Here is a 12,757-nt window from a genome sequence, read left to right on the forward strand (position 1 = left end):
TTGTGCATTCACCAGTTTTATGAGTAAATGCAAGTCGGCCTGTAATCCAGACCTATTTATGTTCGAGTTTAGAGTTAAGCAGTTCCTCCAAAAACGTTATCATCCGATTCCGCTTCAAAGACGAACCTTCTAAGTACCTCCCATAAGTAATGTTTCTGAAACGGCCCCAATTGCCTCTTATGGCAGGTTTTGTAAATATATTTAAAGGTAAATGTAATGTCTAAGAAGACTGGTCAGGTTAAGTGGTTCAACGAAAGCAAAGGTTTTGGTTTCATTGAGCAGAACGACGGCGGCAAAGATGTATTCGTACACTTCTCCGCAATCATGACCGACGGTTTCAAGACCCTGGCTGAAGGCCAGCGCGTCGAGTACACCATCCAGGACAGCCCGCGCGGGCCGGCTGCCGCCAACGTAGTTGCTCTGTAAGAATACAGGGAACGCGTATAAGAGATCTTAATACAACCATGGTGATGCGTCAGCGCTGAGTCATGCGGAAGATATTAAGTTCAACAAACCCGCCTTAGTGCGGGTTTTTTATTTTTTGCTCACGAGAGGTTTGTTACGAAAAACTTTAGGATGGGCTGGTAGCGTCCAGACAATATAAAAAATGACGTTGTCAAGGATGCTCAAGTAAAAGGATATAAGTTATGTTTAAAAATACTGTGTTAAAAATGGGCCGCGTGAAATGGTTTAATCAGGCCGAAGGCTATGGTTTTATTTCACCGGTAGATGGCAGCGACGAAATCTATGTCAATCGCAACGCTATCGCCAACACCAAAAATAAGTCGTTGAACGAAGGTCAGAACGTCGAGTTCTCGATCTATCGCAGCTCACATGGGCTGTCCGCGGCAGACGTTATCGCGTTCTGATCGCATCTACCTTCCTCGCCAGTGCCGGTGTCGCCACCCGCATGCACTGGCGAAGATAAATCCCTCGATATCCACTATTATCAGGCCATTGCCTACTTGCCACGGATATCAGGATGACCACCCCGATAATTTCCCTTACCGCCGCTCGCGCGCTGCACCTTGCCGCCCAGGGGCTGCTTTCTCCGCTTAAACGCCAGGCTCGGCCCGACGACGTCGTGAACGCGATCCAGCGCATGGGGCTGTTACAAATCGATACCATTAGCGTCGTCGCCCGCAGCCCGTATCTGGTGCTGTTCAGCCGTTTGGGGGCCTATCAACCGGAATGGCTGGAGCAGGCGCTCGCCGGCCGCAAGCTGTTCGAGTATTGGGCGCACGAAGCCTGTTTCCTGCCGATCGAGGATTTTGGTCTGCTGCGGCATCGCATGCTGGCGCCGCATGATATGGGCTGGAAATATTCCGCCGACTGGGTGCAGCAGCACCAGGCGGCGATGGACAACCTGCTGCGGCACATCGAACAACAGGGGCCGGTGCGCTCCGCCGATTTCAGCGCCGAGAAGAAAGGCAACAGCGGATGGTGGGACTGGAAACCGGAGAAACGGCATCTGGAGATCCTGTTTACCGCCGGCAAGCTGATGGTGGCCGAGCGTCGCAACTTCCACCGGGTTTACGATCTGACCGAAAGGCTGCTGCCGGCCTGGGACGATGCGCGTCATGCGCTGCCTGCGGAGCGGGCGCGCCGGCAAATGTTGCATCGTACCTGCCGCTATCTGGGCATTTTCCGCGCCGAATGGTTGGCGGATTACTATCGGCTGAAACGCGTGGCGCCAAAAACTTTGCTGGCAGAGCTGCAGGATCAGGGGGAGATTTCGCCGGTGCGGGTAGAGGGGCTGGAAGGGCAGTTCTATGTGCACGGCTCACTGACGGAACTGCTGCCGCTGGCGGAACAGGGCAAGCTGAAATCGACGGTCACCAGCCTGCTGTCGCCGTTTGATCCGGTGGTTTGGGATCGCCGCCGGGCGCTCGAGCTGTTCAACTTTGACTATCGGCTGGAGTGCTATACGCCGAAAGAAAAACGCCGCTATGGCTACTTCACCTTGCCGGTGCTGCATCGGGGTGAACTGGTGGGGCGCATTGACGCCAAGGCGCACCGCCGCCAGGGGGTGTTCGAGATCATCAGCTTTCATGCGGAGCCGCGGGTGCGCTTCGGCAAACGGCGGGCCCAGGATATTCGGCAGGCCATCGCGCGTATGGCCAAATGGCACGGCGCGCAACGCGTCGCGCTGGGCGACATTCCGGCGGCGTTGGCCGCTGAATGGGGTACCGGCTGGGAAGTGGGATAACGAGCGACGCCGTCGGTGGGGTAAAACGAAGTTCAGCGCCGCTCGTTACAAAGGGGCTCAGTGGCTGAAGTTAGCGAACAGAGCGATGATTTTATGCAGACGTTTGATCACGTATCACGGCCTTTTTGTGATTTGTGTCACAAAATTCTACGCCGGGATGCGCCGCAGTTCAAGCTGTTGCGCCGGCGCGCTGAGGAAATATCGCTGGGTTGGCGCCGCCGGTGATTAACCTGAGGCCGGGCGTTATGCTATCCTCACTGCCTTTCCCAGATGACCAATCCCCTAGCGGAGGATGCATGGACCACCGTTTACTCGAAATCGTTGCCTGCCCGGTATGCAACGGCAAACTCTATTTCAATAAAGAAAACCAGGAACTGGTGTGCAAAGCGGACGGGTTGGCTTACCCGCTGCGCGACGGCATTCCGGTGCTGTTGGAAAATGAAGCGCGTGCGCTGTCGCTGGATGAGAAGCACGCATGAGTTTTATCGCTATTATTCCCGCCCGCTACGCCTCAACCCGTTTGCCGGGCAAACCGCTGGCCGATATTCACGGCAAGCCGATGGTGGTGCACGTGATGGAGCGCGCCCGCGAGTCCGGCGCCAGCCGCGTCATCGTGGCGACCGATCACCCTGAAGTCGCCAAAGCGGTGGAAGCCGCCGGCGGCGAAGTGTGCATGACCAGCCCGGATCACCATTCCGGCACCGAGCGTCTGGCGGAAGTGATCGCGCACTACGGCTTTGCCGACGACCAGATCATCGTTAACGTGCAGGGCGATGAACCGCTGATCCCGCCGGTGATCGTGCGTCAGGTGGCTGAGAACCTGGCGGGCAGCCAGGCCGGTATGGCGACGCTGGCAGTGCCGATCGAGAGCGCCGAAGAGGCTTTCAACCCCAACGCGGTGAAGGTCGTGATGGACGCGCAGGGCTACGCGCTCTATTTCTCACGCGCCACCATTCCGTGGGACCGTGAGCGTTTCGCCGCGTCGAAAGAGAGCATCGGCGACAGCCTGCTGCGTCATATCGGCATCTACGCCTATCGCGCCGGCTTCGTGCGCCGCTACGTCAGCTGGGCGCCGAGCCAACTGGAGCAGATCGAGCTGTTGGAACAGCTGCGGGTGCTGTGGTACGGTGAAAAAATCCACGTGGCGGTCGCGAAAGCGATCCCGAGCGTGGGGGTCGATACGCCGGAAGATCTCCAGCGCGTGCGCGACAGCATTCAACCCTGAGCCTGAGTTCGTCGGCGCGGCACGCAACGCGCCGACGATGTAATACCCTCCATTATTGATCCCCGTTTTGTTGATCTGCGTTGAAGAATTTTTCCGCTCACCGTTCGATGATGTTACGCATTCCCCCTATTAGCCTGAGGTGAATGCCTTATGGAGCAGTTACGCGCCGAACTGAGCATTGTGCTGGGTGAGTCCATCAGCCGGCTGGAGCGGGTGAGCGAGCAGCCTTATGCGCATATGTATTCGCTGTACGATCGGCAGGGCAACGCGATCCCGCTGATGGCGAAAAGCTTTATCTGTCAGGGTATCGCCCAGCAGGAGGCGTACAAGCTGTCAATGCTGGCGCGCGACGGGGATATTCGCCTGCCTACGGTGTACGGCGTGGTGTGTACCCACCAGGCGCCGTACAAGGAAATCCTGCTGATCGAGCGCCTGCGCGGCGTGTCGGCTGAAGCGCCGACGCGTTCGCCGGATCGCTGGAATATGCTGATGGAGCAGATCGTTGACGGGATATTGGCCTGGCACCGCATCGACAGCCACGGCAGCGTCGGCAGCGTTGACAGCACGCAGGAGAACGACTGGTTTTGCTGGTATCAACAGCGGGTCGAAGTGCTGTGGGCGACGGTGGTCAATCTCACCACTCCGCAGCTGACCATGGCGGATCGCCGTTTGCTGTACCGCACGCGCGAAGCGCTGACCCATTTTTTCGTCGGCTTCGACGATCCTTGCGTTCTGGTGCACGGCAACCTGTCGCTGCGCAGCATGCTGAAAGATCCCAAAAGCGATCAACTGCTGGCGATGCTCAATCCCGGCGTGGTGCTGTGGGCGCCACGCGAATACGATCTTTTCCGCCTGTGCGAGGCGGGTATGCCCAGCCAACTGCTGTTCAGCTATCTGCGGCGCGCGCCGGTCGCCGACGCTTTTCTGGCGCGGCGCTGGCTGTACGTGGTGTGGGAAGCGGTGGGGCGTTTGATCCATACCGGCAAGCTGGAGCGGCGGCCGTTCGATTATGCGTCGCAACAGCTGCTGCCCTGGCTGGCCGGTTGAACGGGCCTTACTCGGCGCCGGCGCGGTCCGCGCCTTTCAGCCATTGCCACAGGCTGCCCAGCGTTTCATACCAGGCGCGCTCGGTATGGCCGAGGAACATTGACGACGGCGTGGCGCGATCCCAGATATTCAGCGGCGAGTCGATCGCCAACTGGTTGGCCGGCGCCGGGATCGGGTGCAGGCCCTTGGCCTTGAAGAAACGCATGGCGCGCGGCAGATGGTTGGCGGAGGTGACCAGAATGAAGGGTTGCTCGCCGACCAACTTGGCGACCTGAGCGGCCTCTTGCTCGGTATCGCGCGGTTCCCCCAGGATCACCATATCACTGCGTGGCACGCCCAGGCTTTCGGCCACCAGCGCCGCCGTGGCGGCGTTGCTTTGCATGCGTCCGGCGGACGCGCCGGTAAACACCATCCTGGCGCCGGGATGCGCAAGATAAAGCCGCACGCCTTCCGTCACGCGCGGCAGACTGTTGCCGAGCAGGTTCGAGCTGGGCGCCCAATCGGGATTGTAGGTATAGCCCCCGCCCAATACCACGATGTAGCTGACCGGATCGTTGCCGCGATAAGTCTGGTATTCGGCTTCGATCGGCCGCAGCAGCCGGTCGGCCACCGGTTGCAGGCTGAAAAGCAGTAAAAACAGCCAGCTCAGCGTGAAAATCGTCTTACCGCTTTTTTGCCAGCGGGTGAACCACAGCAGCAGTAGCGCCAGCCCCATCAGCAGCATCAACAGCGGCAGCGGCATCAGCATGGCGCCAAAGAACTTTTTCAGGTTGAACAGCATCGAAAATCAGATCCTTTTGGGTGAAAAAGCGGCATCCAGGCATAAACGGGCCGCAAGAAGATACATTCTAAGCCAGTCTGTGCCAAAATAGCAGGTTTGAATGGGCGTGCTCTTTGCCGCCGACAAGAATGAGATCAGCGGAGCCGTTGTCCATGCAGGATCGCAATTTTGACGATATTGCTGAAAAATTTGCGCGTAATATTTACGGCACCACGAAAGGAAAAATCCGCCAGGCGGTGGTTTGGCAGGATCTGACCGGGCTGCTGGCGCAGTTGCCGCAGCGGCCGCTGCGCATCCTCGACGCCGGGGGCGGTGAAGGCCATATGGCCTGCCAACTGGCAGAATTAGGACATCAGGTGTTGTTGTGCGATCTTTCTGGTGAGATGATCCAGCGCGCCGCGCAGCTGGCGGAGCAGAAAGGTGTGAGCCAGAACATGCAATTCGTACAAAGTTCTGCGCAGGATATCGCTCAACATTTGGAACAGCCGGTTGATCTGATATTGTTTCATGCAGTGCTTGAATGGATTGCCGAGCCCGAAGCGGCGCTGCGGGCGTTGTATGACTGCCTGACGCCGGGCGGCGCGCTGTCGCTGATGTTTTTCAACGCCAACGGCCTCTTGATGCGCAACGTGGTGTTGGGTAATTTCCAACTGGTGGATCCCGAGGTCAGGCGGCGCCGCAAGCGTTCGCTGTCGCCGCAATATCCGCACGATCCGCTATTGGTCTACGGTTGGCTGGAACAGCTGGGCATGCGCATCAGCGGCAAAACCGGGGTGCGGGTGTTCCACGACTATCTGCAGAGCAGACAGCTGCAAACACAAAAATTTGAAGAGTTACTGGCGCTTGAACAGCACTATTGCCGGCAGGAGCCGTACGTGAGTTTGGGGCGCTATATTCACGTCATGGCGCATAAACCAAACCTGAAGGACGAACTATGAGTGAATTTTCCCAGACAGTACCCGAACTGGTCGCCTGGGCACGGAAAAATGATTTCTCTATTTCGCTCCCTACTGAGCGTCTCGCATTTTTGCTCGCCATCGCCACCCTGAACGGCGAACGGCTGGACGGCGAGATGAGCGAAGGTGAGCTGGTTGATGCATTTCGCCATGTCAGCAAGGGTTTTGAACAGACGCATGAAACGGTGGCGATGCGCGCCAACAATGCGATCAACGACATGGTGCGCCAGCGCCTGTTGAACCGCTTTACCAGCGAACTGGCGGACGGTAACGCGATTTACCGCCTCACGCCGCTGGGCATCGGCATTACCGATTACTATATTCGCCAACGCGAATTCTCCACGCTGCGTCTGTCGATGCAGCTGTCGATCGTGGCGCAGGAGCTCAAGCGCGCCGCCGACGCCGCCGACGAGGGCGGCGACGATTTCCATTGGCACCGCAACGTGTTCGCGCCGTTGAAATATTCGGTGGCGGAAATCTTCGACAGTATCGACATGACCCAACGCGTGATGGACGAGCAGCAGCAGAGCGTGAAAAACGACATCGCGGCGCTGCTGAGCAAAGACTGGCGGGCGGCGATCTCCAGCTGTGAAATGCTGCTGTCGGAAACCTCGGGCACCCTGCGCGAGCTGCAGGATACGCTGGATGCGGCGGGCGACAAGCTGCAGGCCAACCTGCTGCGCATCCAGGACGCCACCCTCGGCAACGTGGAGCTGGGCTTCGTCGACAAGCTGGTGTTCGATCTGCAAAGCAAGCTGGATCGCATCATCAGCTGGGGCCAGCAGGCGATTGACCTGTGGATCGGCTACGATCGCCACGTGCATAAATTTATCCGTACCGCTATCGATATGGATAAAAACCGCGTGTTCGCCCAACGCCTGCGCCAGTCGGTGCAAACCTATTTCGACCACCCGTGGGCGCTGACCCATGCCAATGCCGATCGTCTGCTGGACATGCGCGACGAAGAACTGGCGCTGCGCAGCGAGGAAGTGACCGGGGAACTGCCGCCGGATCTGGAGTTCGAAGAGTTCAGCGAAATTCGCGAACAGCTGGCGGCGATGATCGAAGAGGCGCTGAAGGTGTATCAGGAACAGCAGATGCCGCTCAACCTTGCAGCGGTGATGCGCGATTATCTGGCGCAATATCCGCGTGCGCGTCATTTCGACGTGGCACGTTTAGTGGTCGACCAGGCTGTGCGCCTCGGTGTGGCTGAAGCAGATTTCTCAGGGTTGCCGGCGGAATGGCAGGCAATCAATGATTACGGAGCCAAGGTCCAGGCCCATGTCATCGACAAATATTGAACAAGTAATGCCAGTCAAGCTGGCCAAGGCACTGTCCAACTCGCTGTTCCCGGCGCTGGACAGCCAACTGCGCGCGGGTCGTCACATCGGTATCGATGAGCTGGACAACCATGCCTTTTTAATGGATTTCCAGGATGAGCTGGAAGAATTTTACACCCGTTACAGCGTCGAGCTGATTCGGGCGCCGGAAGGTTTCTTCTATTTGCGCCCGCGCTCTACCACGCTGATCCCGCGCTCGGTGCTGTCCGAGCTGGATATGATGGTGGGTAAGATCTTGTGCTACCTGTACCTCAGCCCCGAGCGCCTGGCGCACGAAGGCATTTTCAGCCATCAGGAGCTGTACGACGAGCTGCTGAGCCTGGCCGATGAGAACAAGCTGCTGAAGTTCGTTAATCAGCGCTCCACCGGTTCGGATCTCGATCGGCAGAAGCTGCACGAAAAGGTGCGCACCTCGCTGAACCGCCTGCGCCGCCTTGGCATGGTTTACTTCATGGGCAATGACAGCAGCAAGTTCCGCATTACCGAGGCGGTGTTCCGCTTCGGCGCCGACGTGCGCAGCGGCGACGATCCGCGTGAAGCGCAGCTGCGCATGATTCGCGACGGCGAGGCGATGCCGGTTGAAACCAGCCTGTCGCTGAACGATGAGAATGAGGCTGAGGATCAGCAGGTTGATAACGCTCCTGACGGTGCAGAGGATGAACAGGAATGATTGAACGCGGTAAATTTCGCTCGCTGACGCTGGTTAACTGGAACGGCTTCTTCGCCCGCACCTTTGATCTGGATGAGCTGGTGACCACGCTGTCCGGCGGTAACGGGGCAGGGAAATCCACCACCATGGCGGCTTTCGTCACCGCACTGATCCCCGATCTGACGCTGCTGCACTTCCGTAACACCACCGAAGCGGGCGCCACCAGCGGTTCGCGCGATAAAGGCCTGCACGGCAAGCTGCGCGCCGGCGTGTGTTACTCCACCCTCGACGTCGTCAACTCGCGCCATCAGCGCGTGGTGGTCGGCGTGCGTCTGCAGCAGGTGGCGGGGCGCGATCGCAAGGTCGACATCAAACCGTTCACCATTCAGGGCCTGCCGACCGCGGTGCAGCCGACCGAGCTGCTGACCCAGACCGTGGGTGAGCGCCAGGCGCGCGTGCTGTCGCTGCAGGAACTGAAGGATCGCGTGGAAGAGATGGAGGGCGTGCAGTTCAAGCAGTTTAACTCCATCACCGATTACCACTCGCTGATGTTCGATCTGGGCGTGATCCCGAAACGCCTGCGTTCATCCGCCGATCGCAGCAAATTCTACCGTCTGATTGAAGCGTCGCTGTACGGCGGTATTTCCAGCGCCATCACCCGCTCGCTGCGCGATTACCTGCTGCCGGAAAACAGCGGCGTGCGCAAGGCGTTCCAGGATATGGAAGCGGCGCTGCGCGAAAACCGCATGACGCTGGAAGCGATCCGCGTCACCCAGTCGGATCGCGATCTGTTCAAGCATCTGATCTCCGAGGCTACCTCCTATGTGGCGGCGGACTATATGCGCCACGCCAACGAACGCCGCATCCATCTGGACGGCGCGCTGGCGCTGCGCAGCGATCTGTTGGGCAGCCGCAAGCAGCTGGCCGCCGAACAGTATCGCCATGTGGAAATGGCGCGCGAGCTGAGCGAACAGAGCGGTGCCGAATCCGATCTGGAAACCGATTACCAGGCCGCCAGCGACCACCTGAATCTGGTGCAGACGGCGATGCGTCAGCAGGAGAAGATCGAGCGCTATGAAGCCGATCTGGAAGAGCTGACCTACCGTCTGGAAGAGCAGAACGAAGTGGTGGCCGAGGCGAGCGAGCAACAGGCCGAAAATGAAGCGCGCGCCGAAGCGGCCGAGCTGGAAGTGGATGAGCTGAAGAGCCAGCTGGCCGACTACCAGCAGGCGCTCGACGTGCAGCAGACCCGCGCCATTCAGTATCAGCAGGCGCTGCAGGCGCTGGAGCGCGCACGCGCGCTGTGCCAACTGCCGGATCTGACCGCCGATAACGCCGAACAGTGGCTGGATACCTTCCAGGCCCGCGAGCAGGAGGCGACCGAAGCGCTGCTGATGCTGGAACAGAAGCTGAGCGTGGCCGACGCCGCGCACGGCCAGTTCGAACAGGCCTATCAGCTGGTGGGGAAAATCGCCGGCCAGGTCAGCCGCAGCGAAGCCTGGCAGTGCGCGCGCGAATTGCTGCGCGACTGGCCTTCGCAGCAGCACCTCGCCGAGCGCGTTCAGCCGCTGCGCCTGCGCCTGAGCGAACTGGAACAGCGCCTGCGCTCGCAGCAGGACGCCGAGCGCCTGCTGCAAGAGTTTTGCAAACGCCATGGCCAAGAGTACCAGCCGGACGATCTTGACATGCTGCAGCAGGAGCTGGAAGAGCGCCTGGAAGCGCTGTCGCAGAACGTCAGCGAAGCCGGCGAACGCCGCATGGAGATGCGCCAGGAGCTGGAGCAGATCCAGCAGCGCATCCGTGAGCTGACGGCGCGCGCGCCGGTGTGGCTGGCGGCGCAGGACGCTCTGAGCCAGCTCAGCGATCAGAGCGGAGAGCCGCTGGAAAACAGCCAGCAGGTGACCGAATACATGCAGCAGCTGCTGGAGCGCGAGCGTGAAACCACCGTCGAGCGCGACGAAGTGGCGGCCCGCAAACGTGAAGTGGAAGCGCAGATCGAACGTCTCAGCCAGCCGGGCGGCGCGGAAGATCAACGCCTGGTCACGCTGGCCGAACGTTTCGGCGGCGTGCTGCTGTCGGAAATCTACGATGACGTCACCATCGACGACGCGCCTTACTTCTCGGCGCTGTACGGCCCTTCGCGCCACGCTATCGTGGTGCCGGATCTGTCGCTGGTGCGCGAGATGCTGGAAGGGCTGGAAGATTGCCCGGAAGATCTCTACCTGATCGAAGGGGATCCGCAGTCGTTCGATGACAGCGTATTCGCCGTCGAAGAGCAGGAAAAAGCGGTGGTGGTGAAAATCGCCGATCGCCAGTGGCGTTATTCCCGCTACCCGGAAGTGCCGTTGTTCGGCCGCGCGGCGCGCGAAAACCGCCTGGAAGTGCTGCATGCCGAGCGTGAAACGCTGGCGGAGCGCTATGCCACGCTGTCGTTCGACGTGCAGAAAACCCAGCGCTCGCACCAGGCTTTCAGCCGCTTTATCGGCACCCATCTGGCGGTGGCGTTCGACGCTGACCCGGAAGCGGAGATCCGCGGCCTGAACGCCCGCCGTGGCGAAATCGAACGCGCGCTGAACAATCACGAAGCGCAGAACCAGCAGCAGCGTCAGCAGTACGATCAGGCCAAAGAGGGCATTTCCGCGCTCAACCGCCTGATGCCGCTGGTGTCGTTGCTGAACGATGAAACGTTGCAGGACCGCGTCGACGAGATGCGCGAAGAGCTGGAAGAAGCGCAGGACGCCGCGCGTCATATTCAGCAGCACGGCGTGTCGCTGGCCAAGCTGGAGCCGCTGCTGTCGGTGCTGCAGAGCGATCCGCAGCAGCATGAACAGCTGCAGCAGGATTACGCGCAGGCGCAAAGCGTGCAGCGTCAGGCGAAACAGCAGGCGTTCGCGCTCACTGAAGTGGTGCAGCGTCGCGCGCACTTCAGCTACACCGATTCTGCCGGCATGCAGAACGCCAACAACGATCTGAACGACAAGCTGCGCCAGCGTCTGGAGCAGGCGGAAGCCGAACGCGCCCGCGCCCGTGAGCAACTGCGCCAGTATCAAACCCAGTTCACCCAGTACAGTCAGGTGCTGGCTTCGCTGAAAAGCTCGTACGACGCCAAGCGCGACATGCTGAAAGAGCTGAGCCAGGAGCTGGTGGACATCGGCGTGCAGGCCGACGCCAATGCCGAAGCGCGCGCCCGCGCGCGTCGCGACGAACTGCATGCGGCGCTGAGCAACAACCGCGCTCGCCGCAATCAGTTGGAGAAACAGCTGACCTTCTGCGAAGCCGAAATGGACGGCCTGCAGAAGAAACTGCGCAAGCTGGAACGCGATTATCATCAGCTGCGCGAGCAGGTGGTGACCGCCAAGGCGGGCTGGTGCGCGGTGATGCGCCTGGTGAAAGACAACGGCGTGGAACGCCGCCTGCACCGCCGCGAGCTGGCGTATATGGATGGCGACGAGCTGCGCTCGATGTCGGATAAGGCGCTTGGCGCGCTGCGTCTGGCGGTGGCGGATAACGAACACCTGCGCGACGTGCTGCGCCTGTCGGAAGATCCGAAGCGGCCGGAGCGTAAGATTCAGTTCTATATCGCGGTGTACCAGCACCTGCGCGAACGCATCCGTCAGGACATCATCCGCACCGACGATCCGGTCGAAGCCATCGAACAGATGGAAATCGAGCTGGGCCGTCTGACCGAAGAGCTGACCGCGCGCGAGCAGAAGCTGGCGATCAGTTCGAAAAGCGTGGCCAACATCATTCGCAAAACCATTCAGCGCGAACAGAACCGCATTCGCATGCTGAACCAGGGGCTGCAGGCCGTTTCCTTCGGCCAGGTGAAGAGCGTGCGGCTGAACGTCAATGTGCGCGAAGCGCACGCCACTCTGCTGGACGTGCTCTCCGAGCAGCAGGAACAGCATCAGGATCTGTTCAACAGCAACCGCCTGACCTTCTCCGAAGCGTTGGCCAAACTGTATCAGCGCCTGAATCCGCAGATCGACATGGGGCAGCGCACGCCGCAGACCATCGGCGAGGAGTTGCTGGACTACCGCAACTACCTGGAGATGGAAGTGGAGGTATACCGTGGCTCCGACGGCTGGCTGCGTGCGGAAAGCGGCGCGTTGTCTACCGGTGAAGCCATCGGTACCGGGATGTCAATCCTGGTGATGGTGGTGCAGAGCTGGGAAGAAGAATCCCGTCGCCTGCGCGGCAAAGACATCTCGCCGTGCCGCCTGCTGTTCCTCGATGAAGCGGCGCGTCTGGATGCCAAGTCGATCGCTACGCTGTTCGAACTGTGCGACCGTCTGGAGATGCAGCTGATCATCGCGGCGCCGGAAAACATCAGCCCGGAGAAGGGCACCACCTATAAACTGGTGCGTAAGGTGTTCCAGAACCACGAGCATGTGCACGTGGTGGGGCTGCGCGGTTTCGCCGGCGAGCCGCCGGCGCTGGGTGCTGCGCCGGTTGAAACGCCGTAACGCAGAAAAACGCCCTAAAAATCCGAAAATAGCCGCCGCAGGGTGGCTATTTTTTTGTGCGCGTGGATGATAGTCCTGCTTTTT

General features: G+C 59.9%; 11 protein-coding genes. 10 read left to right on the forward strand and 1 reads right to left on the reverse strand.

Annotation, left to right across the window (positions count from 1 at the left end; all coding sequences use genetic code 11):
• Positions 1 to 216: 216 nt before the first annotated feature.
• The 6 genes from cspE to ACJ8PI_RS04345 all read left to right on the forward strand — a co-directional run bounded on the left by cspE (position 217) and on the right by ACJ8PI_RS04345 (position 4,481).
• Positions 217 to 426 (forward strand): transcription antiterminator/RNA stability regulator CspE, encoded by a 210-nt coding sequence (gene cspE / locus ACJ8PI_RS04320; protein ID WP_019454537.1) that lies wholly within the window; start codon positions 217 to 219, stop codon positions 424 to 426.
• Positions 427 to 647: 221 nt separating this feature from the next.
• Complete coding sequence (locus ACJ8PI_RS04325; protein WP_004928241.1) at positions 648 to 869, forward strand: cold-shock protein; 222 nt, start codon at positions 648 to 650, stop codon at positions 867 to 869.
• 113 nt (positions 870 to 982) lie between these two features.
• Positions 983 to 2,209: a winged helix-turn-helix domain-containing protein gene (locus tag ACJ8PI_RS04330; protein ID WP_033654242.1), complete on the forward strand. Its 1,227-nt coding sequence runs from the start codon at positions 983 to 985 to the stop codon at positions 2,207 to 2,209.
• Between the two features lie 296 nt (positions 2,210 to 2,505).
• The gene (locus ACJ8PI_RS04335) at positions 2,506 to 2,688 is read left to right on the forward strand and encodes a Trm112 family protein (protein WP_004928237.1); all 183 of its coding nucleotides are present in this window, start codon (positions 2,506 to 2,508) and stop codon (positions 2,686 to 2,688) included.
• Entirely contained in the window at positions 2,685 to 3,434 is a 750-nt protein-coding gene (gene kdsB / locus ACJ8PI_RS04340; RefSeq protein ID WP_004928235.1) for a 3-deoxy-manno-octulosonate cytidylyltransferase, read from the forward strand. Before ACJ8PI_RS04335 ends, kdsB begins: the two co-directional genes overlap by 4 nt.
• Positions 3,435 to 3,584: 150 nt before the next feature.
• A complete protein-coding gene (locus ACJ8PI_RS04345) occupies positions 3,585 to 4,481 on the forward strand; it encodes a YcbJ family phosphotransferase (protein WP_033654240.1) in 897 nt (298 codons plus the stop codon).
• A 7-nt stretch (positions 4,482 to 4,488) separates the two neighbouring features.
• On the opposite strand, the gene elyC is transcribed toward ACJ8PI_RS04345, so the two are convergent.
• The gene (gene elyC, locus ACJ8PI_RS04350) at positions 4,489 to 5,262 is read right to left on the reverse strand and encodes an envelope biogenesis factor ElyC (protein WP_033646606.1); all 774 of its coding nucleotides are present in this window, start codon (positions 5,260 to 5,262) and stop codon (positions 4,489 to 4,491) included.
• Positions 5,263 to 5,414: 152 nt separating this feature from the next.
• Between elyC and cmoM the strand changes: the two genes are divergently transcribed.
• Genes cmoM through mukB form a run of 4 tightly spaced genes read left to right on the forward strand, consistent with a single transcriptional unit; the run spans position 5,415 to position 12,673 of the window.
• Positions 5,415 to 6,200, forward strand: coding sequence for a tRNA uridine 5-oxyacetic acid(34) methyltransferase CmoM (cmoM, locus tag ACJ8PI_RS04355; RefSeq protein ID WP_033646604.1), 786 nt, complete (start codon positions 5,415 to 5,417; stop codon positions 6,198 to 6,200).
• Positions 6,197 to 7,519, forward strand: coding sequence for a chromosome partition protein MukF (gene mukF, locus ACJ8PI_RS04360; protein ID WP_004928228.1), 1,323 nt, complete (start codon positions 6,197 to 6,199; stop codon positions 7,517 to 7,519). The genes cmoM and mukF overlap by 4 nt, the downstream gene beginning before the upstream one ends.
• Entirely contained in the window at positions 7,500 to 8,228 is a 729-nt protein-coding gene (mukE, locus tag ACJ8PI_RS04365) for a chromosome partition protein MukE (protein WP_033637863.1), read from the forward strand. The genes mukF and mukE overlap by 20 nt, the downstream gene beginning before the upstream one ends.
• Complete coding sequence (gene mukB, locus ACJ8PI_RS04370; protein ID WP_033637864.1) at positions 8,225 to 12,673, forward strand: chromosome partition protein MukB; 4,449 nt, start codon at positions 8,225 to 8,227, stop codon at positions 12,671 to 12,673. Before mukE ends, mukB begins: the two co-directional genes overlap by 4 nt.
• The last annotated feature ends 84 nt before the right edge of the window (positions 12,674 to 12,757 follow it).

This window comes from Serratia sp. CY82433 (assembly GCF_052166535.1).
In the GTDB taxonomy this organism is placed as follows: Bacteria; Pseudomonadota; Gammaproteobacteria; order Enterobacterales; family Enterobacteriaceae; genus Serratia; species Serratia sarumanii.